We start from the raw sequence: 21,918 nt of genomic DNA on the forward strand, positions 1-21,918 counted from the left end.
CTCCGTTGCGTGCTCACGCTTGTCCCTTCGTCGTGGGTCGGGGTCGGGGTCGGGGTCGGTTCTCCGACGGTGCGGAATCCGGGGTGAACCACGGCAGCACGGCCGTGGTCGCGTCTGTGGGCGCGTCTGTCGTCGTGGCGGCGTTCGTGGTCGCTTCAGTGGTCGCGCCCGGGGCCGTGGTCGCGTTCTGGCCGGCGCTCGCGCCGGTGCGCCCGCGCCGCTTCGGCCTCCGTCGCGTGGCCGGCGTACGCGTACGGTGCGAGCCGGCGGGACGCGGCCGGACCTTGTCCACGACCGCCATGCCGATACGGAAGACGGCCGCCGGGACGACCAGGCAGAGCAGGACCCAGAAGAGCGTGACGCCCCAGGGGCGGCCGACCCCCCACGGCTGTTCGGCCAGCACCTTCTGCCCGTACCGCAGGGACACCTGGTAGTCGCCGTGCGCGCCCGCCGACAGTTCGACCGGCAGCTTGATCTGCGCCTTGGCGCCCGGGGCGACCGTGCCGCGCCACTGTCGCTCCTCCCACTGCGGCGCGTAGACGCCGTGCGCGGTACCGATCTCGAAGACGGGGTCCTTGACGGGCGCGGACCCGAGATTGCCCACGGTGAAGACGAGCCGGCGGGCCGGCGGGGCCCCGAACCAGGTGAGCAGGGAGCTGTCGCCCTCCAGGCGGGTGGTGGCCAGCACCGCGAGCTTTCCGCCGCCGGTCCGCTTCGGCAGATCCGCGGTGGGGTGGCCCGCCACCGTGAACACCGCGTCGGCCAGCTCCTGTTCACCGGTCACCGTGGCGACGTGCACCACGCAGGGGCACGGCTTCGGCGGTTCCGTGACCGGCAGCTTCTTGCTGAAGGCGCCCTTCTCGTCGGTCGTGACGGCGCGGCCGTCGGCGTTGGCACAGGCGTTGGTGCCGCCGACCACGCCCTGCTCCGGCGTGGACTGACCGCAGATCAGCAGCATCAGCAACGCCTCGGCGCGCCAGCCGCTGCCGCTGACGGTGATCTCTCCGCCCTTGCCCGCCTCCTTCTTGGACAGACTGACGGTGGGATCGCCGTCGGCCGCCCGCGCGTCCGGCGCCGCCAGGACGGACAGGGCGGGCAGGAGGGCCAGGAGGGCAGCCGCCAAGAGCAGGAGGACGGGTGGTGCGGTGCGCCGGGAGGCTCCGGGGCCGGGCTGCCACGTCACGATTCCGCTCCCGCCTTCACCAGGGGTCCCGCGTTCGCCAAGGGGCTCGTCCCTGTGGCCGGTCGCCCGTCGTCGGCCGGTACCGCGGCCGCCGGTTCGGGGTCGTCCCGCCCGCCGCGCCGCCGCCGGTACGCGCGGGTGCCGAGCAGGGCCAGGCCGCCGAGGGCCAGCAGCCCGGTGCCGACGGCCGGCGCCACCGGGACGTACGTCGCCGAGGCCTCGGCCTCGTCCCGGGCGCCCCCCGGGGCGGTGACCCGCAGCCGTACGGTGACCGCGTCCAGGGCCGGGGCGTCGGGCCAGGGTTCGGCCCGCTCCACCCGTCGGCCGGGGGCCAGTTCCAGCGGCAGGGGCCGTTCCCAGCGGTCCAGCAGCGTGCCGAACATCCCGTCGGCGCGTACCGCGAGCCGGGGCTCCAGCATCGCGTTGCCTCGGTTGACCAGGGCGTACCGGATGGTCCCGCCGGATATCTCGACGTCCTCGACGGTGAGCGCCGCCAGCGTCGGACCGCCGATCCGGACCCGGACCGGTACGCGGATCTCCGCGTCCCCGTCGTCGGCCACGACCTCCCCGGAAGCGTCGCCGGGCACCGCGTCGGGCGGCACCGTGAGGGCGAGCGGCACCTCGGCGCGGGTCCGGGCCGGGACGGTGACGGTGTCCGCGGCGAACCCGATCCAGGACCCGGCCCGGCCGTCGCCCCGTAGCCGTACGGTCAGCGGGGCGCGGCCCGGGTTGGTCACCGCGAGACGGTCCTGGAGGGCCGTGCCGGGAGTGCCCTCCAGATAGACGTACGGCCGGGCATCCCGGCCGGCGCCTCCGCCGGCGGGCCGGGCCGTCCAGCCCGCCGGGCCGTCCGCGGCGGCCGGGGCGGTGTCGGCCGGGGAGGCGGTGTCGGGCGGGGTCGCGGTCTCGGCTGGAGTGTCCGCAGGGGCCGGGGCGTCCGCGGCGGCCGGGAACGGGGTGAGCGCGCACAGGTGCGCGGCGAGCACCGCCGTGAGGACGAGCAGCGCCCGGCGGAGGCGCGGGGTGGGTGGCGACATGGGGCGGCTCCTCTGCCTTCCGGCGGCGACGCTGCGCTGGACCGTGCCGGTCTCAGCCTGCGGAGCGCTGTCCTCGCCGGGTCAGCCAGAGCACGCCGGCCGCCCCGCTCAGCAGGACGGTGCCGCCGAGCGTGCCGAGCGCCGCCGCCGAGTCCAGCGGGCCGGTGCGGGGCAGCTCACCGCCACCCGAAGCGCCGCCGGTGGAACCGCCGGTCGAACCGCCGGTCGAACCGCCGGTCGAACCGCCGGTGGACGCGCCGCCCGTCGAACCGCCGCCGGTGGAGCCGCCGTCCGATGAACCGCCCGCCCCCTGGACGTCGAGTTCGAGGGAGGGGCCGGGGCTGTTCTTCGGCGTACACGTGGTGGTCGTACCGAGGGCCTTGATGGCGAGGACCCCGGCGGTGAAGGTGACCTTGCCGCTCTTCTTCGGGGTGTACGTCCCCGACAGGTCACTGATCTTGATCGGGGCGTTGGCCGGAATCGCCTCGCTGTTCGCCGGGCCTGTGACCTGGACCTTCCCCTGCTCCGCCCCGCCCAGTTCGATCACGGCGCTCGGGTTCATGGCCCCTTTGCCCAGTTCGACCGGGCTGGAGGAGACGCCCTTCTGGAAGGACATGGTGAGCTGGTAGCCGTCGCCGCTCTTCACGCCCTTGATATCGATGGGCGAGACCGCCCCTTTGGGCCCGATGGGCGTCACGCACTGGTAGTTGACGTCCACGACCTCGGCGTGCGCGGCGGGCGCGCCCGCGACCACGATCGAGCCCGCCAGCGCAGCCGCCAGCGCGAGAGTGGTCCGCTTCTGGTTCGACACCTCGTGTTCCCCTCAGCCGGACGCCGCCGCGCGCCACGACCCGTACGGGCGCATATTACTGACGGCGCATCAGATTGGGCGCCCAAGGTACGCCCGGGGTCTGATGGAGGGAAGACAAAGAGCGCGCCGATCCGGCGCGCTCCTGTCGGTGCGGGTGAGAGGTGCGCCCGAGGCGTACCGGTGGGGTGTACGGGTGAGGAGAGCGGCTAGGCGGGGGCGGCGAGCTCCGCCCAGACGGTCTTGCCGGGTGCGTCCGGAGTGCGCAGGACGCCCCAGTCGAGGCAGAGGCGCTGCACGATGAACATGCCGTGCCCGCCGGGCCGGCCGGCGCGGTGCGGCGTACGGGGGGCGGGCTGACCGGCTCCCCGGTCGACGACCTCCACCCGCAGCACCTTGTTCGTGTGGCCGATACGGAGCTCCTCGGGGCCCTCCGCGTGCAGACAGGCGTTCGTCACCAGCTCGGAGACGACCAGCAGGACGTCCTCGGCGGCGGCCCTGCGGTCCGCGGTGGACGCCGGGAGCCAGCCCCAGTCGTGCAGCGCCTGCCGGGCGAAGTCACGGGCCGTCGGAACAATGCCGGCGACCCGCCCGAGTGAGAGCGTGCGCCACTGCCGCTCGGCCGGGACGGTCGAGGCTGCGCCCGCTCCGTCCGGCTCGCGACCGAGGTCGCCCGGCGGATGCTGCCGGGTGGTGCTCATCAGCGCTTCACCTCACCGATTCGCCATGTCGCCATGTCGCCGTTCAACAGATAGTGATCAGTTACCGAGTGTGCCGGAGCCCTTGCGGGGCACCGCCGGGGTGTCTCCTGCCCTGCCGTGTCGCAACAACACCCTCTTGAGGCACACGATCGCGTGACACGGCCGACATCGAGGACATCCGCGGTCTCACGCTCCTGCCGGGTCAGGTGGCCAGGGCCTCTTCGAGCGTGGCGTGGACGGTGAAGACCGCCTCCGCGCCGGTGATCTCGAACACCCTCGCCACGACGGGCAGCATTCCGGCCAGATGAACCCCTCCACCGGCCGCCTCCGCCTTGAGGCGGGCGCCGAGCAGGACGTTCAGCCCGGTGGAATCGCAGAAATCCAGCCGAGAGCAGTCGACCACCAGGCGTGACCGCCCCTGCTCGACCGCCTTCTCCAGGGGCTCGCGCAGCAGATCGGCGGTGTGGTGGTCGAGCTCACCCACCGGCGTCACGACCTCACTGCACCCCTCGGTCCGGGCCTCGACCTGAAGTCGACCCCGGTTAGCACTGCCGACCGTCCCGCGGTCCATGCCTGACCCTCTTCGCCGTTCGTCACCGTGCGCGTCACTGCCTGTGCGGCTATATGCATAGCTGCCGCCGACGTGCCTAAAACAGTACGCGTTCCGTTCGCCACGCGGTAGTCGGAGACCTCAACAAACCGGACATATGGCGGCAATTGGCGCTTGTCACTGCTGGCCAGGACCGGGTATGGGTAGAGGGACACCAGAAACACAACCGGCTTTGGAGGCGCCGCTTCACCGCAGGAACACGTATGGGCATCGGCAGCCATATGCCGAGAACGATGGAGGAGACCCATGTCACCCCGGCTCGACGAAGCGCGTACCCACAACGCGCCGTCGGCATGTCCTCAGGGACCGACCAATTCCGACTCCCCCGCCGCGAGCGCCGTTCCCGGCCCGCGCACCAGCACCACCAGCACCACCAGCAGCACCAGCACCGGCGTTACTGGCACCACCGGCACCACCTCAGACTTCTCCGGCGCGGCCGGCGAGGGACTCGAAGGGCTTCCCGAGATCCCGCCCTACGCCGAAGTGGGCGCTCTGGACGCCAGGGCCCTGTCGAAGACGCTCTTCGAGCGGCTGGAGTCCCTCGAAGAGGGCACCCACGAGTACAGCTACGTCCGCAACACCCTCGTCGAGCTCAACCTCGCGCTCGTCAAGTTCGCCGCCTCCCGGTTCCGCTCCCGCAGCGAGCCGATGGAGGACATCGTCCAGGTCGGCACCATCGGCCTGATCAAGGCGATCGACCGGTTCGAGCTGAGCCGCGGCGTGGAGTTCCCCACGTTCGCGATGCCGACGATCGTCGGCGAGATCAAGCGCTTCTTCCGTGACACCAGCTGGTCCGTGCGCGTACCGCGCCGGCTCCAGGAGCTGCGGCTCGACCTGGCGAAGGCCGGCGACGAGCTCTCCCAGCGGCTGGACCGCGCGCCCACCGTGGCGGAGCTGTCCGAACTCCTCGGCATCAGCCCGGAGGAGGTCGTCGAGGGCATGTCCGCGAGCAACGCGTACACCGCGAGCTCGCTGGACGCCAAACCCGAGGAGGACGACAACGAGGGCGCCCTCGCGGACCGCATCGGCTATGAGGACCACGGTCTCGAAGGCATCGAGTACGTCGAGTCACTGAAGCCGCTGATCGCCGCGCTGCCCTCCAGGGACCGGATGATCCTCTCGCTCCGCTTCGTCAGCAACATGACGCAGTCGGAGATCGGCGAGGAGCTCAACATCTCGCAGATGCACGTGTCCCGGCTGCTCTCCAGGACTCTGGCCAAGCTCCGCAAGGGACTGACCGTGGAGGAGTGACCCCGACCCCGACGCGGCCCGCAGTCCCTCCCATGGGGCTCCACGGCCGTTCGAGCAGCACCGCGGAAGGACCCGCCCCGGATGCCGGGAGCGGGTCCTTCCGCGTGCGGGGCGCGGGGCCGGTTGCAAGCCCGCCTCGGGTGCCGGCCTGCCCCGGGTGCCGGCTGCCCCGGGTACGGCTGACGAGCCGATCCTCAGGGCGCCAGGCTCCGGGTGAGTTCGCGCACCCGCTGGCGCAGCGCGGCCGTCCACTCCTTCGCATGGGGTCCCGCGATCTTGAGGTGATCGCTCTCGGCACTCTCGGCGGCCCGCCAGTCCACCTCGATGTTCGCCTTCTCGGCCAAGGCCAGCACCGTGGCGACGAACCCTTGGGACAGGGTGGCCATGACGGCGTGCCTCGTGACGCCGTGCCAGACGAGCAGAGCGTTGGCGAACGCCGCGAAGACGGTGGGGTCGATCCGGCACTCGTCGACCTCCGTAGGGCTGATACCGGATGCCATACCCAATTCGGCCTGGTAGAGGGCTACCTGACGCATGAACAGCCGCGATGCGCCGTTCGACGGGTTCCACAGGGTTCGGTCACCCATTTTGTAGTACTGACTCACGTCACCCTCTCCCTGTTGGCCACGGGGGCCGACCTTACGGCTCGTCAGACCCTCACGGAAGACGAGCCGGGGCCCGTTCCCGTCGAGCGTTCGATCATGAACGCGCCCCGGCCCCGGCCCCCGGGGCGCCGTCACATCACCCGCTGCCCGCTCCGCCAGACCGCGCTGACCAGCGGGACGCCCGGGCGGTAGGCGAGGTGGACGTGGCTCGGGGCGTCGAGGAGGACCAGGTCGGCGCGGGCGCCGGGGGTGATCCGGCCGATGTCCGAACGCCGCAGAGCCGCGGCCCCGCCCGCGGTGGCGGACCAGATCGCCTCGTCCGGGGTCATCCCCATGTCGCGCACGGCCAGCGCGACGCAGAACGGCATGGACGAGGTGAACGACGAGCCGGGGTTGCAGTCCGTGGAGAGCGCGACCGTGGCTCCCGCGTCGAGGAGCCGGCGGGCGTCGGGCCAGGTGGCGCGGGTGGAGAACTCCGCGCCCGGGAGCAGCGTGGCCACCGTGTCGCCCTGGCCGAGCGCGTCGACGTCCGCGTCGGTGAGGTGGGTGCAGTGGTCGGCCGACGCCGCGTCGAGCTCGACGGCGAGCTGGACGCCGGGGCCGTACGTCAGCTGGTTGGCGTGGATCCGGGGGTGCAGCCCCTTGGCGCGGCCCGCCGTGAGGATGGCGCGGGCCTGGTCGCCGTCGAAGGCCCCCTGCTCGCAGAACACGTCGATCCAGCGGGCGTGCGGGGCGCAGGCCTCCAGCATCGGGCCGGTCACCAGGTCGACGTACCCGGCGGGGTCGTCGGCGTAGTCGGGGGAGACGATGTGGGCGCCGAGGTAGGTGACCTCGTCGGTGTGGCGGGCCGCGATCCGCAGGGCGCGGGCCTCGTCCTCGACCGTGAGGCCGTAGCCGGACTTGGTCTCGAAGGTGGTGGTGCCCTGGCGCAGGGCCTCGGCGAGGTAGCGGGCGACGTTGGCGGAGAGCTCCTCGTCGGTGGCGGCCCGGGTGGCGGCGACGGTGGTGCGGATGCCGCCGGCGCGGTAGGGCTGCCCGGACATGCGGGCGTTGAACTCCTGGGTGCGGTCGCCCGCGAAGACCAGGTGGGAGTGGGAGTCGACGAAGCCCGGGATCACCGCGCGGCCGGCCGCGTCGAGGACGTTGTCAGTGGCGGGTGCTTTGCTGGATTCACCGGTCCAGACGATGCGGTCGCCGTCGATGACGACGGCCGCGTCCTGGATCAGGCCCAGGGGGGTCCCGTTGCCGAGGGAGGGGTCATTGGTGACCAGGCTGGCGATGTGGGTGACGGCGGTGGTCGTCATCTGGAGAGTGTTCTCCTTGCGTTCCGGGGAGTCCGGTTCCGGTTCTGCGGGCGGGTTCCGGTCCGGGGTCTCGGGCGGGTTCCGGTCCGGTTCTGCGGGCGGGGTCCCGTCCGGGGGCTCGGGCGGGTTCCGGTCCGGTTCTGCGGGCGGGGTCCCGTCCGGGGGCTCCGGCGGGTCCGGGGTCAGTGGTGCAGGGCGGCCACGGCCTCGGCGAGTGCCCGAGGCACGTTCTCGATGCGGGTGTGACGGCCGTCCCGGACGATGTGCCGGCCCGCCACGACCGTGTGCCGCACATCAGCGGCGGAGGCGGCGAATACGGCGGTCTCCGCTGCCAGTCGGGGCACCGGCCCGGCCGTCCTGACGGAGTCCAGGGCGACGGTGGTCAGATCGGCAGGGGCGCCCGGCTCCAGCACGCCCGCGTCGGGGCGGCCGAGTGCGGCGTGCCCGTCGGCGGAGGCGGCCCGGAGCAGGGCCGCGGCCGTCCAGTGGCCCCGGATGTGCGTGCGCAGCCGCTCGTTGAGCTCCATCGAGCGCGCCTCCTCGAAGAGGTCGATCACGGCGTGGCTGTCGCTGCCCAGCGAGAGCGGCGAGCCCGCCTTCTGGAGGGCGGCGGCGGGGCCGATGCCGTCGGCCAGGTCGCGTTCGGTGGTGGGGCACATGCAGGTGCCGGTGGCCGAGGAGCCGAGCAGCTCGATGTCCGCCTCGGTCAGGTGCGTGTTGTGGATGCCGGTGGTGCGCGGGCCGAGGACCCCGTGGTCGGCCAGCAGCCGGGTGGGGGTGCGGCCGTGGGCGGCCCGGCAGGCGTCGTTCTCCGCCGTCTGCTCGGAGAGGTGGACGTGGAGCGGGGCGTTCCGCTCCTCGGCCCACCGCACGACGGTGGCCAGCTGTCCGGCCGGGACCGCCCGGACGGAGTGGACGGCCGCACCGATGAGGGTGTGGTCGTCGCCCTTGAGGAGGGAGGCGCGCTCCGCCCAGGCCTCGGCGGTGGTGTCGGAGAAGCGCAGCTGGTGCCGGTTGGGCTTCTCCCCGAATCCGGCGGCGAGATAGGCGGTGTCCAGCAGCGTGATGCGGATCCCGGCCTCGGCGGCGGCCGCGATCAGCGCTTCGCCCATGGCGTTCGGGTTGGCGTAGGGGGCGCCGCCGGGGGCGTGGTGCAGATAGTGGAATTCGCCGACGGCCGTGATCCCGGCCAGGGCCATTTCGGCGTACGTGGCGCGGGCCAGGTCGAAGTAGGTGTCCGGGGTGAGCCGGGAGGCCGTCCGGTACATCAGCTCGCGCCACGTCCAGAAGGTGCCCGAGCCGACCTGGACGGTGGCGCGCAGGGCCCGGTGGAAGGCGTGGGAGTGGGTGTTGGCGAGGCCGGGAAGGGTCAGGCCGCGCAGCGCGGTCGCGCCGGGTGGCGGGGTCTCGGCCCCGGTCCTGATCCCGGCGATGCGGCCGTCCGCGACGTCCAGGGTGACGCCCGGCTCGACATGGGTGCCGAGCCAGGCGTGGTCCATCCAGTACGTCGCGGTGACGGGTGCGCCCGCCGTCCGGTGTGTCAGCTGCACGCGAGACCTTCCAGTACGTCGGCGAGCGCCCCGACCCCGGCCGCGCAGTCGTCCTCGGTGGCGTGCTCGGCGGGTGAGTGCGAGATGCCGGTGGGGTTGCGTACGAAGAGCATGGCGGTGGGGGTCGAGGCGGACAAAATACCCGCATCGTGGCCCGCGCCGGTGCCGAGGACGGGCAGGGGACGCCCCGTGTCGCCGCTCGCCTCCAGGATCTTGCCGAGCTCGTCGCGCAGGGCGTGCTCGAACGCGACGACGGGCGTGAACGACTCGCGGACGACGTCGAGGTCGATCCCGGCCCGCTCGGCGTACTCCCGGGCGGCCCGCTCGATTCCGGTGACGACGGCGTCGAGGGTGGCCTGGTCGGCGGCGCGGGAGTCGAGCCAGCCGCGTACGAGGGAGGGGATGGCGTTGACGCCGTTGGGCTCGACCGCGATCTTGCCGAAGGTGGCGAGAGCGCCGGTCAGTTCGGCTTCGCGGCGGGCGGCGAGCACGGTCTCGGCGTACGTGAGCATCGGGTCGCGGCGGTCGGCGAGCCGGGTGGTGCCCGCGTGGTTGGCCTCGCCCCGGAAGTCGAACCGCCAGCGGCCGTGGGGCCAGATGGCGGAGGCGATGCCGACGGGGTCGCCGGTCAGGTCGAGGGCGCGGCCCTGCTCGACGTGGAGTTCGACGAACGCGCCGATCCGGGCGAGCCGTTCCGGGTCGGGGCCGATGGTCCCGGGGTCGTATCCGGCGGCTTCCATGGCGGCGGGCAGGGTGGTCCCGTCCGCGTCGCGCAGCCGGTGGGCGTCGGCGACGGCGAGCTGCCCGGCGGCGAGCCGGGACCCGACGCAGGCCAGGCCGAAGCGGGCGCCCTCCTCGTCACCGAAGTTGGTGATCGCCAGCGGCCGGGTGAACTCCACTCCCCTGCGGTGGAGTTCGTCGAGCGCGGCGAAGGAGGACACCACGCCGAGCGGGCCGTCGAAGGCGCCGCCGTCCGGGACGGAGTCCAGGTGGGACCCGGTGACGACGGCGTCCCCGGCCAGGGGGTCGCCGAGCCAGGCCCACTGGTTGCCGTTGCGGTCGGCCTCGTACGCGAGACCGCGTGCCTCGGCCTGCGCACGGAACCAGGCCCGGCAGTCGAAGTCCGCCGGTGACCAGGCGTAGCGCCGGTAGCCGCCGCTGTCGGAGTGGCGCCCGACGGTGGCCAGCTCCCGCCACATCGAGAGGAAGGAGTCACCCGCGCGCCACCGCTCCCGGGCGCCGGAGGAGGTGGCGGGCTCGCCCCCGGGCGTTCCGGGCGTGCCCCCGGGCGTTCCGGGAGTGTCCCCGGAGGTGCCGGGGGTGTCCCCGGGGGTGCCGGGCGTGCCGGGGGTGCCGGGAGATTCCCCGGGCGTGCCGGGGGTGCCGGGCGTGCCCCCGGACAGGCCGGGCGGCATCAGTTGCCCTCCGTCATGGGGACACGTACGCCCTGGTCGGCGGCGACGTTCTCGGCGATGTCGTACCCGGCGTCCACGTGGCGGATGACGCCCATGCCCGGGTCGTTCGTCAGCACGCGGCGGATCTTCTCGCCCGCGAGCTTCGTGCCGTCCGCGACGGAGACCTGGCCCGCGTGGATGGAGCGGCCCATGCCGACGCCGCCGCCGTGGTGGAGGGAGACCCAGGAGGCGCCCGAGGCGACGTTGACCATGGCGTTGAGCAGCGGCCAGTCGGCGATGGCGTCGGAGCCGTCGAGCATGGCCTCGGTCTCGCGGTACGGGGAGGCGACCGAGCCGCAGTCCAGGTGGTCGCGGCCGATGGCCAGCGGGGCGGCCAGCTCGCCGCTCGCGACCATGTCGTTGAAGCGCTCGCCGGCCTTGTCGCGCTCGCCGTAGCCGAGCCAGCAGATGCGGGCGGGCAGGCCCTGGAAGTGGACGCGCTCGCCGGCCATCTTGATCCAACGGTGCAGCGACTCGTTCTCCGGGAACAGCTCCAGCATCGCCTTGTCGGTCTTGTGGATGTCGGAGGCCTCGCCGGAGAGCGCGGCCCAGCGGAAGGGGCCCTTGCCCTCGCAGAAGAGGGGGCGAATGTAGGCGGGGACGAAGCCGGGGAAGTCGAAGGCGCGGTCGTACCCGGCGAGCTGGGCCTCGCCGCGGATGGAGTTGCCGTAGTCGAAGACCTCGGCGCCGGCGTCCATGAAGCCGACCATGGCCTCGACGTGGCGGGCCATCGACTCGCGGGCGCGCTGGGTGAAGTCGGCGGGCTTGTCGGCGGCGAGGCCGGCCATGTCGTCGAAGTCGACGCCGAGGGGCAGATAGGCCAGCGGGTCGTGGGCGCTGGTCTGGTCGGTGACGATGTCGATGGGCGCGCTCTCGGCGAGCATCCGGGGCAGCAGTTCGGCGGCGTTGCCCAGGAGGCCGATGGAGAGCGGGCGGCGGGCGTCGCGGGCTTCGACGGCGAGCTGGAGGGCGTGCTCCAGGCTGTCGGCCTTCACGTCCAGGAAGCGGTGCTCGATCCGGCGCTCGATGGCTCGCGGGTCGCAGTCGATACAGATGGCGACGCCGTCGTTCATGGTCACGGCGAGCGGCTGGGCGCCGCCCATGCCGCCGAGTCCGGCGGTCAGGGTGATCGTCCCGGCCAGCGTCCCGCCGAACTTCTTCGCGGCGACGGCGGCGAAGGTCTCGTAGGTGCCCTGGAGGATGCCCTGGGTGCCGATGTAGATCCAGGACCCGGCGGTCATCTGGCCGTACATGGTGAGTCCGAGCGCCTCCAGCCGGCGGAACTCCTCCCAGTTGGCCCAGTCGCCGACCAGGTTGGAGTTGGCGATGAGCACGCGGGGCGCCCACTCGTGGGTCTGCATGACGCCGACCGGCCGCCCGGACTGGACGAGCATCGTCTCGTCCTGCTTGAGCGTCCGAAGGGTGCGGACCATCGCGTCGAACGAGCGCCAGTCGCGGGCGGCCTTCCCGGTGCCGCCGTAGACGACGAGCTTGTCGGGGTGCTCGGCGACCTCGGGGTCCAGGTTGTTCTGGAGCATCCGCAGGGCGGCTTCCTGCTGCCATCCCAGGGTGGTCAGCGCGCTGCCGCGCGGTGCCCGTACGGGGCGGGGTCCTGACATGGCGGTGCCTCCTCGCGACGGTGAAAATCTATTCACATCCTGATGCTCTGAATAGTCGTAGTCAACAGGTGCGGTTCGCGCCGCGGCCGGGAACAGGTTCTGCCAGTGATGCGCAGCATGGACCGGAGGCGTCGATGAGCACTGCCGAATCCCCCACGACCGGCGATCCCACGAACCCTGGAGGATCGCCGCCGCTCAAGCGCGCCCTCGGGACCAAACTGCTGGTCCTCTTCGTCATCGGTGACATCCTGGGCACCGGCATCTACGCGACCACCGGGAACGTGGCGGGCAAGGTCGGCGGCGCGCTGTGGCTGCCGTTCGCGATCGGTTTCGCCGTCGCCCTGCTCACGGCGGCCTCGTACGTGGAACTCGTCGGCAAGTACCCGAAGGCGGCCGGGGCCGCGCTCTACACCCAGAAGGCGTTCAAGGTCCCGTTCCTGACCTTCGTCGTCGCCTTCATGGTGATGTGCTCCGGCCTCTCCTCGGCGAGCGCGGCGGCACGGGCGTTCAGCGGCGACTATCTGGCGGAGTTCACCGACGCGGTGCCGCCGACCCTGATCGCGATCCTGTTCGTCCTCGCCCTCGCCGCGATCAACCTCCGCGGGGTCGCCGAGTCGGTGAAGGCGAACGTCGTCCTGACCCTGGTCGAGGTCAGCGGACTCGTGGTGATCCTCGCGATCGGCGCGTACGCCGTGCTCAGCGGCGACGGCGAGCCCTCCCGGCTGACCCAGATCGAGACCGGCGGCACCGGGTACGCCCTGCTCACCGGGGTGCTCGGCGCCACTGCCCTGGGCTTCTTCGCCTTCGTAGGCTTCGAGGACTCGGTGAACATGGCCGAGGAGACCAAGAACCCCGCCCGCGCCTTCCCCCGCGCGATCTTCATCGGGGTGGGCATCACCGGCACCGTCTACGTCCTGGTCGCCCTGGTCTCCTCGCTCCTGGTCGACTCCCGCACCCTGGCGGGCTCCAGCGGCCCGCTGCTGGAGGTGGTGAAGGCCGGGGGCGTCGACTTCCCGCCGAAACTCTTCGCGCTGATCGCCCTGTTCGCCGTCACCAACTCGGCGCTGATCAACATCATGATGGCCTCACGGCTCTGTTACGGCATGGCCAACGAGCGCATCCTGCCGCCCGCGATGGGCAAGGTGCTGGCCGGCCGCCGCACCCCCTGGGTCGGGATCGTCTTCGTCTCCCTCCTGGCCATCGGCCTGGTCTCCACCGGCGAGATCGAGGGGCTCGGCGACACGACCTCGTTCCTGCTGCTCTGCGTCTTCGCCGTCGTCAACGTCGCCGTGCTGGTGCTCCGCAAGGACCGGGTGGACCACCACCACTTCCGTACGCCCACGGCGCTTCCGGTGCTCGGCGCGCTCACCTCGCTGATCCTGGCGAGCCCGCTCGCCGACCGGGGCTCCGACGTGTACGTCCGAGCCGGGATCCTGCTGCTCATCGGGATCGGACTGTGGGCGCTCAACAAGGCGGTGATGGCGGCCCGCGAGAGGTCCGGCGCCCCGGACGCCTGACGGACGCTGCCCACCGCCACCGCGTTCCGGCCGCTCCTTTACACCGCGGGCCGCATGTACCAAAGGAAAATGCCAGAACCTCCACCCGCAGTAAGCACGTTGCGTAGCCTCTGCGTTACAGCCGTACGCCACGTCGGGAGGGGAGATCCGCGTGCCCGGAATCGACGAGTGCCTGCTCGAAGTCATGAGGCTGCCCGGTGCCCGGGGCGCCTCGGTGGTCGACTGGACGAGCGGTCTCGCCCTCGGCACCATCGGGGAATCCCCCAACGGCGACCACGAGGCGACCGCCGCCGAGACGGCGGAGGTCGCCCGGATGACCGCCGAGCAGCCGGCCTTCGCCCACCTCGCCCCGGACGGCGGCGAACGGCACCCCGGGCAGGCGCCGAGCACCCCCGTCGAGGACGTCATCGTCACCACCCGCGACGGTTACCACATGCTCCGGTTCGTCGAGACGGACTTCGACAGCAGCGTCTTCCTGCATCTGTGGCTGGACCGCTCCGAGGGCAATCTCGCACTCGCCCGGATGCGCCTGGGCGAGCTGGCCGAGCGCCTGGTGTTGGCATGAGCGCGATAGCCGCCGACCCCGACGCCCCCGGTACGGACCGGCTCCCGGTGCTCTCCCCGATGCTCCAGCGCCTCGCCGCCGAGCGCGCCACCGGCGCCCTGATGCGCGACTGGGGCACGCTCTACCTCGCCGACGGCGAGGTGGTGCACGCCGAGAGCCCCGCCACCCCCGGCATCGACGTCCTGCTCACCGCCGGCGGGACCCTGCGGCACGAGGGCTGGTGGGACGCCGTGGCCCAGGCCGGAGCGCACCGCCGGGTCGGCCGCTACCTCGTCGACAGCGGCCATGTGCCGGGCGGCGCCCTGGAGTTGTGCCATCTCGGCGCGTTGTACGACGCCGCGTTCTTCGCGCTCGCCCCGACCGGGACGCCCGCCCGTTTCCGCTACGGGGTGGCGCACTGGATCGGCCCGGTGCGGCCGGTCCCGGTGGCCGCCGTGGAGCGCGAGACGCTGCGCAGACGGGAGTTCCTGGACCGGATCTGGCCCGACCCCGCCTGCGACGGCGCGCCGCTGCTGCGGACGGCGGCGCATCCGTCCGACGCCCCGGTCCCGGCCCGGCAGCGCCGGCTGCTGGAGCTGGCCGACGGGGTCCGTACCGCCTCGGACATCGCGCAGGCGCTGGGCCGTTCGGCGTTCCACATCCTGGTCGACCTGCGGCGCCTCGCGGCGGCCGGCCTGGTGGAGGCGGTCCGCGTCCAGCCCCTGCCGGCCTCGTCCCCACCCGGCCGGATCGCGCTCCCCGAGGTGACGGCCGACCCCGACGTCGCCCTGCTGCGCCGGCTCCGAGACGCATTGGAGGCCCTGTGATACGCGCGCTCAGACAGCGTGCCGGGAGGAGACAGCTGATGGTGCCCGAGGCCGAAGTGCGTGATGTCCGCGTCGAGCTCCAGCGGTTACGCGCCCGGGTCCCGCTGCTCTCCGGGGCGCTGGCCGCCTCCACCGACGGTCTCGTCCTGGCCCACGACACCCCGGGCGTCGAGGCGGAGGGCGTCGCCGCCCTCACCGCGGCCGCCCTCGGCGTCTCCATCCGGATGACCGACGCCACCGGCCGGGGCGGCTTCCGCGAACTGCTCGTCCGCGGCGACAGCGGCTACATCGCCACCTACGCCGCGGGCTCCTCCGCCGTCCTGACCCTGCTGGCCGAGGACCGCATCAACGTCGGGCGGCTCCATCTGGAGGGCCGCCGCGCGGGCGCCCGTATCGGAGAACTCGTCGACGCCGCGCTGCCACGCACGGAGCGCCCCGCCACCGCCGCACCCCCGCGCCCCGCCACCGCGCCCGGCCGCACCCTGCCGCAACGCCCCACGTAGGCGGCCCGATCCCCACCCGCACCGCCACCACCACCGGGACCCACGCCATTACGCAGAAGCCCGCGCACCGGCCACCACAGCAGCCACCACAGAAACGGACCCGGTCACCGCGACCGGCCAGGGAAAGGAAACGAGCCTCCATGGCGAACACCGAAGCGACACTGAAGGAAGCGATGAGCTCGATCGAGGGCGCCACGGGTGTCGCCCTCGTCGACTACACGAGCGGGATGGCCCTGGGCACGCTCGGCGGCGGCAAGGACTTCAACCTGGAGGTCGCCGCCGCGGGCAACACCGACGTGGTCCGCGCCAAGCTCCGCACCATGGAGCACCTGGGCATCAAGGACGAGATCGAGGACATCCTGATCACGCTCGGCACCCAGTACCACCTGATCCGGCTGCTCAAGACCCGTGGCAACAACGGCCTGTTCCTGTATCTGGTGCTGGACGCGAGCCGGGCGAACCTGGCGATGGCCCGCCACCAGCTGAAGAAGATCGAGGCGGGCCTGGAGGTCTGACGCGGGCACGGCCCGACCTCTGCGAGGTCAGGCTGAAGGTCGGACCCCGGCAGGGCCCGACCTCTGCGAGGCCTTCGGTCCGGCCCCTGAAAGGTCCGGCCTCACCGGCGGCGACGCCGCGCCCCGCCCGGCGCGGCGTCCCCCGCCTCCGGCCCCGTCGTCCGGTACGCCTTCACCCGCTTGCCCACCGCGCCCCCGTGCCCGGTCCAGTCGGTGCGCACCCAGTACAGGACGTCGTCACGGCGTTCCCGCTGTCCGATGCGCACGGCCTTCAGCCACAGGCCCGCACCCGCCCCGGCGAGCAGCAGCCCGCCGGTCCCCGGCAGCGCGAACGAGGACGCCACCGCGACGACGAACGCCCCCAGCAGCCACCACCTGCGCCCGCGCCGCCACCTCCGTACGGTCACGGCCCGGTCCTGGAGGAAGTCGCCCCGCCCGGCGCGGGAGGCGCTCCGGGCCAGTTCCGCGTACCGCTTCCCACGCGCCAGGGCCACGACGGCCACGGTGACGACGAAGAGCGCCGCCCCGGCCAGCAGCCCGATCCGACGCCCGGTCAGACCCGGGACGAACGCCCCCGCCGCCGCGGCCACCAGGCCCGCCCACCACAGGGGCGCCGCCCCGGCCCGTACGGTCACGGCCACTCTCGCCAGCGACTGCCCTCCGCGCCCCACGTCCGTACCCCTCTCACTCCACGACGCCGCGATGCGGCGAACCCGCGTTCCCGGTTTCCGCGATCCATGATCCCGCGCACCGCCGATGCCGCGGTGCTTCTGGGCGCGGAGATTAACCGCCGCAGATGAGCGATGCCTGAGAAATCCGCGAAGGGCCTGGCGCGGGCCCTCACTCCACGAACAGGCCGCGCGCCGCCGCCCGGGCGTCGAACTCCTCCAACCGGGCCTGGGCGTCGGGAAGTCCGTCGCACATCGCCTCCAGCAGCACCCGGCCGAGGAGCATCGGCGCGCAGACGGTGTCGAAGGAGAGCCCGGAGCCGATCGCCGCCGGGAGCAGCAGATCGCTGTGCTTGGCGACGGGCGCGAAGGCGGAGTCGGCGACCGTCACCACGGTCAGCCCCTGGTCCCGGGCGTACGCGAGCGCGTCCACGCTCTCCTTGGAGTGGCGCGGCAGCGCGAAGCACATCAGGACGGTGGCCCCGGCCCGCCGGGCGGAGTCGATCCGGTCGGGCAGCATGCTGCCGCCCTCGTCGAGGACCCGGACGTCGGGGTGCACCTTGGCGGCGAAGTAGCCGAAGCCGCGCGCCTGCGAGGAGGCGGCGCGCAGCCCCAGCACCGGCAGCGACCTGGAGCCGGCGAGCAGCCGGCCGGCCCGCTCGACGGGCGCGGGGTCGGCGAGCACGTCACAGAGGTGCTGGAGGTTCTCGATCTCGGCGCGGACGGCCTGCTGGTACTCGTTGTACGTCTCCCCCGGGTCGTCCTGCTCCCCGTCGGCGGGCGCGACCTCGCGCAGGTGCCTGCGCAGCGCCGGGTAGCCGTCGAAGCCGAGGGCGACGGCGAAGCGGGTGACGGAGGGCTGGCTGACCCCGGCCAGTTCGGCCAGCTCGACGCTGGAGAGGAACGGCGCGTCGGCGGCCCGGCGGACCATGCAGTGCGCGATACGCCGCTGGGTGGGCGTGAGCCGGTGGCCCTCGAAGAGCCGCTGCAACCGTGCGGCGGGGCTGCTCCCACTCATGCCTGTCCCCTTGCTGGATCCGTCGCGCCACGACCGGCGCCGACCGTTCTATTCAGCCAGGAAGGTCGTTGTATGTCCATATGCAGTGCGGTGGGGCGGGCGGGGAGGGGTGTTCCGCTTCGAGAGCCGAAGCCCGGACTAACGCCATTCCGCTGGGATGCGGGCCAGTTGCTCAAGGATGTCCCAGTCCCGGGGCTTGAGGGAGGGGGAGTGCCATGCCGCACCGCTCCCCGTCCAGTAGCCGCGGTAGTTCCGGACCCCCATGAGGCTGGTGTCGGACACATCTGACTCGTTTCCGCAGCACACACAGATGAGCGCTGTGGGCCATCCGTCTTCCCAGAAGAGGTCGCCGTCGTCGTGTCCGCACACCCGGCAGGCGGATTCCTCGTCCGGACCGGGGGGAACGAGGCCGTCCTGTGGCATGGAGCCGTCCTGCGGCATGGAGCCGTCCTGCGGCAAGGAGCCGTCCTGCGGCATGGAGTCGCCTTTCATCCCTGTCAGCGCTCTCGCCGGCCTTTCGCCTTGAGGCAGTCCTCCAGCGTAGGCCACCGGCCGAAGGCGAAGCCGTGTGGGCCGGTAGGACTCGGAGGGGGGTTAGCCCCACGAAACCCGGGGGTTAGCCCCACTGCCACCGCGCCTCGGTCTCCGTACCGTCGTAGTCATGGAAGCCCGTGACCACGAGCTCAAAAAGGAGCTCGCCGCCACCCTCCAGGCCCGTGGCGAGCTGGGCGCGGAGTACGAGACCGCGCTCATCGACTCGTTCCTGGAGAAGGTCGAGCAGCGGCTCGACACCACGCTCGACCGCCGGGTCCGCCGTCAGCTCGCCGAGCAGCAGATGTCCGTCGCCCGGGGGGCGCGTCCGGCGGAGCCGTGGAGCTTCGGGGAGCGCCACGGTCTGGGGATCGTCTCGCTGATCCTGGCCATCCCCCTGTCCGCGATCGGCGTCGCGAACGCCGGGATCGAGGGGCTGGTCGTGGCCTGGCTCGGCATCGTCGGCGTCAACGCGTTCCAGGCGGCGCGGGGCGGCGGCCTGTTCCGCCGCCGGGAGGAACGCACACCGTCCGACTGGAGGGACTGAGCGCCGCCACGATCATCCACGACGGGCGCGAGCCTCCCGGAGCCCGGAGCCCGGAGCCCGGCCGAGGCCCGGGCATGACCGCGTGGCCGGACCCACGGGGAGTCCGGCCACGCGGTCGTCTGCGGGATCTGCAGGGCCTGCAGGGCCTGCGAAGTCTGTCGCGGGGACCGCCGCACCCCCGGTCACCCGGGGGGCGGGACGACGGCGGTCCCCGCGAGGGACGCGGTCCGGGTCAGGGCCGGTTGCCCGCGTCCGGGCGACGGTGGAGGTCCGGGAGCCGCTCCGTAGTCCGGTGTCGCCGTTCTGGGGGCCGGCGGATTTCCCTGCCGACACCCACCAATGTGCCGGAGCCGTGTTAAGCGGGTGCTGCGCGGACGTGACGCGCTCGTACCGTTTTCGCGAAGGGCCGCCGCTTCCGCGAAGGCCCGCCGCCGACCCGTCAGACACCGCGGCCCGGCCCCTGCTTCCGGCCCGTCAGGCCTTCGAGGTGCCCGCGTCCTTGGCGAGGAACGCCAGCAGGTCCTGCCTGCTCACGACGCCCTTGGGCTTGCCCTCGACGAGCACGATCGCCGCGTCGGCGCCGTCCGCGCCACTGAGCACGGCCATCAGGTCCTCGACCGGTTCGCCGGAGCCGACCTGCGGCAGCGGGGCCGACATGTGCTTCTCCAGCGGGTCGGTCAGCGAGGCGCGCTGGGTGAACAGCGCGTCCAGCAGCTGCCGCTCCACAACCGATCCGATGACCTCGGCGGCCATCACGTCCGGGTGACCGGCGCCCGGCTTCACGATCGGCATCTGGGAGACGCCGTACTCGCGGAGCACCTCGATGGCCTCGCCGACCGTCTCCTCCGGGTGCATGTGGACCAGCGAGGGCATCGGGCCCTCCTTGAAGTCCAGGACCGCGCCGACGTTGGCGGAGGCGCCGGTGTTCTCCAGGAAGCCGTAGTCGGCCATCCACTCGTCGTTGAAGATCTTGCTCAGGTAGCCGCGCCCGCTGTCGGGGAGCAGCACCACGACGACGTCCTCGGGGCCGAGCCGCCTGGCGACCTCCAGAGCCCCGACGACCGCCATGCCGCAGGAGCCGCCGACGAGCAGCCCCTCCTCCTTGGCGAGCCGCCGCGTCATCTGGAAGGAGTCCTTGTCGGACACCGCGACGATCTCGTCGGTCACGGTGCGGTCGTACGCGCTGGGCCAGAAGTCCTCGCCGACGCCCTCGACCAGATACGGCCGCCCCGAGCCGCCGGAGTAGACCGAGCCCTCCGGGTCCGCGCCGATGACCTGGACCGCGCCCTCGCTGACCTCCTTGAGGTAGCGCCCGGTGCCGCTGATCGTGCCGCCGGTGCCGACGCCCGCGACGAAGTGGGTGATCTTCCCCTCCGTCTGCTCCCACAGCTCGGGACCGGTGGTCTCGTAGTGCGAGCGCGGGTTGTTCGGGTTGGAGTACTGGTCGGGCTTCCAGGCGCCCGGCGTCTCGGTGACCAGCCGGTCGGAGACGTTGTAGTACGAGTCCGGGTGCTCGGGGTCAACGGCGGTGGGGCAGACGACGACCTCCGCGCCGTACGCGCGCAGCACGTTGATCTTGTCCGTGGACACCTTGTCCGGGCAGACGAAGATGCACTTGTAGCCCTTCTGCTGGGCGACGATGGCGAGGCCGACGCCCGTGTTGCCGCTGGTCGGCTCGACGATCGTGCCGCCGGGCTTCAGCTCACCGCTCTGCTCGGCCGCCTCGATCATGCGCAGCGCGATGCGGTCCTTCACCGACCCGCCGGGGTTGAAGTACTCGACCTTGGCCAGGACCGTCGCCTGGATGCCTGCCGTGACGTTGCGCAGCCTCACCAGCGGGGTGTTGCCGACAAGACTGATCATCGAATCGTGGAATTGCACCGTGTACTCCGGGATCTCCGAGATGGTCCGGCCCAGAGTATGCGTACGGGACGCACTCCGCGTACGGGAAGGAGTACACCGAGCCCCCAGCGGGGCAAGTAGGTACGTGTACGGCTGTACGGCGAGGAGGAGGTGGACCGGACTGTGTCGAGAGCAAGGGTGGCACGGCGGATCGCGGCGGGCGCGGCCTACGGCGGTGGCAGCATCGGGTTGATCGGTGCGGCGGCCGTGGGCGTGTTCCTGGCGGAGGTCCAGCTCGCGAAGAGGCAGGTGGGCGGCGGTACGGCTCCGGTCCCGCCGAGCGCGGACGGGCGGTACGGAGTGGCGTTCGCCGGGCCGAACGACGCGATGCGGCTCGGGATGCTCGGGGACTCGACGGCCGCGGGCCAGGGCGTGCGGCGGGCCGGGCAGACCCCGGGCGCGCTGCTGGCCTCGGGGCTCGCGGCGGTGGCCGAGCGGCCGGTGGACCTGCGCAACGTGGCCCTGCCGGGGGCCAGGTCGGACGATCTGGAGCGGCAGGTGTCGCTGCTGCTGGCGGACCCGGCACGCGTCCCGGACGTCTGCGTGATCATGATCGGGGCGAACGACGTCACGCACCGGATGCCCGCGACCCAGTCGGTGCGCTGTCTGACGACGGCGGTGCGCAGGCTGCGGACGGCGGGGGCGGAGGTCGTCGTCGGGACCTGCCCGGACCTGGGCACGATCGAGCCGGTCTACCAGCCGTTGCGCTGGGTGGCCCGGCGGGTGAGCCGGCAGCTGGCGGCCGCGCAGACCATCGGCGCGGTGGAGCAGGGCGGGCGCACGGTGTCGCTGGGCGATCTGCTGGGCCCGGAGTTCGCGGCGAACCCGCGCGAGCTGTTCGGCCCGGACAACTACCACCCCTCCGCCGAGGGCTATGCCACGGCGGCCATGGCGGTGCTGCCCACGCTGTGCGCGGTGCTGGGCCTGTGGCCGGAGACCGACCGGCTGGACGGCGCACGCCGCGAGGACATCCTCCCGGTGGCGAAGGCCGCGTCCCAGGCGGCCCGGGAGGCCGGTACGGAGGTCACGGGGGCGCGCGCTCCCTGGGCTCTCCTCAAGCACCGTCGGCGGCGGCGCCTGCCCGCCTCCACGGAGCCCGCTCCGCACCCGCACCCGCACCCGGACGCCGCCCACGGGCACACGTAGGGGGTCGTCGCCACCCGGCAGGAGTTCGGCAGGACAAGCGGCAGGACATCCTGAGCAAGCGCTTAGAAAAGAGTCCCG

At 72.6% G+C, this 21,918-nt stretch carries 22 protein-coding genes; 8 read left to right on the top strand and 14 right to left on the bottom strand.

Annotation, left to right across the window (positions count from 1 at the left end; translation table 11 throughout):
• Window positions 1-13: 13 nt before the first annotated feature.
• The 5 genes from D581_RS0132525 to D581_RS0132545 form a co-directional block, all read right to left on the bottom strand.
• Window positions 14-1,183, bottom strand: a complete 1,170-nt coding sequence (locus D581_RS0132525) for a hypothetical protein (protein ID WP_018961298.1) — start codon at window positions 1,181-1,183, stop codon at window positions 14-16.
• Window positions 1,180-2,220, bottom strand: coding sequence for a hypothetical protein (locus tag D581_RS0132530; protein ID WP_018961299.1), 1,041 nt, complete (start codon window positions 2,218-2,220; stop codon window positions 1,180-1,182). The genes D581_RS0132525 and D581_RS0132530 overlap by 4 nt, the downstream gene beginning before the upstream one ends.
• 52 nt (window positions 2,221-2,272) lie before the next feature.
• Complete coding sequence (locus D581_RS0132535; RefSeq protein WP_018961300.1) at window positions 2,273-3,031, bottom strand: hypothetical protein; 759 nt, start codon at window positions 3,029-3,031, stop codon at window positions 2,273-2,275.
• 206 nt (window positions 3,032-3,237) lie between these two features.
• Window positions 3,238-3,729: an ATP-binding protein gene (locus tag D581_RS0132540; protein ID WP_018961301.1), complete on the bottom strand. Its 492-nt coding sequence runs from the start codon at window positions 3,727-3,729 to the stop codon at window positions 3,238-3,240.
• Window positions 3,730-3,931: 202 nt separating this feature from the next.
• The gene (locus D581_RS0132545; protein ID WP_026291111.1) at window positions 3,932-4,300 is read right to left on the bottom strand and encodes an STAS domain-containing protein; all 369 of its coding nucleotides are present in this window, start codon (window positions 4,298-4,300) and stop codon (window positions 3,932-3,934) included.
• 285 nt (window positions 4,301-4,585) lie between these two features.
• Here D581_RS0132545 and D581_RS0132550 point away from each other — a divergent pair, with 285 nt between their 5' ends.
• Window positions 4,586-5,590 (top strand): RNA polymerase sigma factor SigF, encoded by a 1,005-nt coding sequence (locus D581_RS0132550; RefSeq protein ID WP_018961303.1) that lies wholly within the window; start codon window positions 4,586-4,588, stop codon window positions 5,588-5,590.
• 194 nt (window positions 5,591-5,784) lie between these two features.
• Here the strand turns inward: D581_RS0132550 and D581_RS0132555 are convergent, their stop codons facing one another.
• The 5 genes from D581_RS0132555 to hutU form a co-directional block, all read right to left on the bottom strand.
• Window positions 5,785-6,177, bottom strand: a complete 393-nt coding sequence (locus D581_RS0132555) for a DUF6086 family protein (protein WP_018961304.1) — start codon at window positions 6,175-6,177, stop codon at window positions 5,785-5,787.
• Window positions 6,178-6,326: 149 nt separating this feature from the next.
• A complete protein-coding gene (gene hutI, locus D581_RS0132560; protein ID WP_018961305.1) occupies window positions 6,327-7,499 on the bottom strand; it encodes an imidazolonepropionase in 1,173 nt (390 codons plus the stop codon).
• Window positions 7,500-7,681: 182 nt separating this feature from the next.
• Window positions 7,682-9,049 carry a formimidoylglutamate deiminase gene (locus tag D581_RS0132565; protein WP_018961306.1) on the bottom strand — a complete coding sequence of 456 codons (1,368 nt, stop codon included), beginning with the start codon at window positions 9,047-9,049 and terminating at the stop codon, window positions 7,682-7,684.
• Entirely contained in the window at window positions 9,040-10,248 is a 1,209-nt protein-coding gene (locus tag D581_RS0132570; protein WP_026291112.1) for an allantoate amidohydrolase, read from the bottom strand. The genes D581_RS0132565 and D581_RS0132570 overlap by 10 nt, the downstream gene beginning before the upstream one ends.
• A 215-nt stretch (window positions 10,249-10,463) precedes the next feature.
• Window positions 10,464-12,122, bottom strand: coding sequence for a urocanate hydratase (gene hutU / locus D581_RS0132575; protein ID WP_018961308.1), 1,659 nt, complete (start codon window positions 12,120-12,122; stop codon window positions 10,464-10,466).
• A 134-nt stretch (window positions 12,123-12,256) separates the two neighbouring features.
• Here hutU and D581_RS0132580 point away from each other — a divergent pair, with 134 nt between their 5' ends.
• The 5 genes from D581_RS0132580 to D581_RS0132600 all read left to right on the top strand — a co-directional run bounded on the left by D581_RS0132580 (window position 12,257) and on the right by D581_RS0132600 (window position 16,028).
• Entirely contained in the window at window positions 12,257-13,639 is a 1,383-nt protein-coding gene (locus tag D581_RS0132580) for an APC family permease (RefSeq protein ID WP_018961309.1), read from the top strand.
• A gap of 151 nt (window positions 13,640-13,790) precedes the next feature.
• Window positions 13,791-14,204, top strand: coding sequence for a hypothetical protein (locus tag D581_RS0132585; protein ID WP_018961310.1), 414 nt, complete (start codon window positions 13,791-13,793; stop codon window positions 14,202-14,204).
• Complete coding sequence (locus D581_RS0132590) at window positions 14,201-15,010, top strand: helix-turn-helix domain-containing protein (protein ID WP_018961311.1); 810 nt, start codon at window positions 14,201-14,203, stop codon at window positions 15,008-15,010. Before D581_RS0132585 ends, D581_RS0132590 begins: the two co-directional genes overlap by 4 nt.
• Window positions 15,011-15,048: 38 nt before the next feature.
• On the top strand, window positions 15,049-15,513 hold the full coding sequence (locus D581_RS0132595; RefSeq protein ID WP_018961312.1) for a roadblock/LC7 domain-containing protein: 465 nt from the start codon (window positions 15,049-15,051) through the stop codon (window positions 15,511-15,513).
• Between the two features lie 140 nt (window positions 15,514-15,653).
• Window positions 15,654-16,028, top strand: a complete 375-nt coding sequence (locus D581_RS0132600; protein WP_018961313.1) for a hypothetical protein — start codon at window positions 15,654-15,656, stop codon at window positions 16,026-16,028.
• Window positions 16,029-16,129: 101 nt separating this feature from the next.
• Here the strand turns inward: D581_RS0132600 and D581_RS0132605 are convergent, their stop codons facing one another.
• The 3 genes from D581_RS0132605 to D581_RS0132615 form a co-directional block, all read right to left on the bottom strand.
• Window positions 16,130-16,669, bottom strand: coding sequence for a hypothetical protein (locus D581_RS0132605; protein ID WP_018961314.1), 540 nt, complete (start codon window positions 16,667-16,669; stop codon window positions 16,130-16,132).
• 199 nt (window positions 16,670-16,868) lie between these two features.
• Entirely contained in the window at window positions 16,869-17,714 is an 846-nt protein-coding gene (locus D581_RS0132610) for a MurR/RpiR family transcriptional regulator (protein WP_032753441.1), read from the bottom strand.
• Window positions 17,715-17,852: 138 nt separating this feature from the next.
• Window positions 17,853-18,191, bottom strand: coding sequence for a hypothetical protein (locus D581_RS0132615; protein ID WP_018961316.1), 339 nt, complete (start codon window positions 18,189-18,191; stop codon window positions 17,853-17,855).
• 184 nt (window positions 18,192-18,375) lie between these two features.
• On the opposite strand from D581_RS0132615, the gene D581_RS0132620 reads away from it, so the two are divergent.
• Window positions 18,376-18,792 (top strand): hypothetical protein, encoded by a 417-nt coding sequence (locus tag D581_RS0132620; protein ID WP_018961317.1) that lies wholly within the window; start codon window positions 18,376-18,378, stop codon window positions 18,790-18,792.
• Window positions 18,793-19,266: 474 nt separating this feature from the next.
• Here the strand turns inward: D581_RS0132620 and D581_RS0132625 are convergent, their stop codons facing one another.
• Window positions 19,267-20,673: a cystathionine beta-synthase gene (locus D581_RS0132625; RefSeq protein WP_018961318.1), complete on the bottom strand. Its 1,407-nt coding sequence runs from the start codon at window positions 20,671-20,673 to the stop codon at window positions 19,267-19,269.
• Between the two features lie 159 nt (window positions 20,674-20,832).
• On the opposite strand from D581_RS0132625, the gene D581_RS0132630 reads away from it, so the two are divergent.
• Window positions 20,833-21,840, top strand: a complete 1,008-nt coding sequence (locus D581_RS0132630; protein WP_018961319.1) for an SGNH/GDSL hydrolase family protein — start codon at window positions 20,833-20,835, stop codon at window positions 21,838-21,840.
• Window positions 21,841-21,918: the final 78 nt, after the last annotated feature.

This window comes from Streptomyces sp. CNB091 (assembly GCF_000377965.1).

Coding starts and splice junctions, on each gene's coding strand:
- D581_RS0132530 (WP_018961299.1), bottom strand. CDS start 2,220: ATGTCGCCACCCACCCCGCGCCTCCGCCGGGCGCTGCTCGTCCTCACG.
- D581_RS0132540 (WP_018961301.1), bottom strand. CDS start 3,729: ATGAGCACCACCCGGCAGCATCCGCCGGGCGACCTCGGTCGCGAGCCG.
- D581_RS0132545 (WP_026291111.1), bottom strand. CDS start 4,300: ATGGACCGCGGGACGGTCGGCAGTGCTAACCGGGGTCGACTTCAGGTC.
- D581_RS0132550 (WP_018961303.1), top strand. CDS start 4,586: ATGTCACCCCGGCTCGACGAAGCGCGTACCCACAACGCGCCGTCGGCA.
- D581_RS0132555 (WP_018961304.1), bottom strand. CDS start 6,177: ATGGGTGACCGAACCCTGTGGAACCCGTCGAACGGCGCATCGCGGCTG.
- hutI (WP_018961305.1), bottom strand. CDS start 7,499: ATGACGACCACCGCCGTCACCCACATCGCCAGCCTGGTCACCAATGAC.
- D581_RS0132570 (WP_026291112.1), bottom strand. CDS start 10,248: ATGTGGCGGGAGCTGGCCACCGTCGGGCGCCACTCCGACAGCGGCGGC.
- hutU (WP_018961308.1), bottom strand. CDS start 12,122: ATGTCAGGACCCCGCCCCGTACGGGCACCGCGCGGCAGCGCGCTGACC.
- D581_RS0132580 (WP_018961309.1), top strand. CDS start 12,257: ATGAGCACTGCCGAATCCCCCACGACCGGCGATCCCACGAACCCTGGA.
- D581_RS0132590 (WP_018961311.1), top strand. CDS start 14,201: ATGAGCGCGATAGCCGCCGACCCCGACGCCCCCGGTACGGACCGGCTC.
- D581_RS0132595 (WP_018961312.1), top strand. CDS start 15,049: ATGGTGCCCGAGGCCGAAGTGCGTGATGTCCGCGTCGAGCTCCAGCGG.
- D581_RS0132600 (WP_018961313.1), top strand. CDS start 15,654: ATGGCGAACACCGAAGCGACACTGAAGGAAGCGATGAGCTCGATCGAG.
- D581_RS0132610 (WP_032753441.1), bottom strand. CDS start 17,714: ATGAGTGGGAGCAGCCCCGCCGCACGGTTGCAGCGGCTCTTCGAGGGC.
- D581_RS0132615 (WP_018961316.1), bottom strand. CDS start 18,191: ATGCCGCAGGACGGCTCCTTGCCGCAGGACGGCTCCATGCCGCAGGAC.
- D581_RS0132620 (WP_018961317.1), top strand. CDS start 18,376: ATGGAAGCCCGTGACCACGAGCTCAAAAAGGAGCTCGCCGCCACCCTC.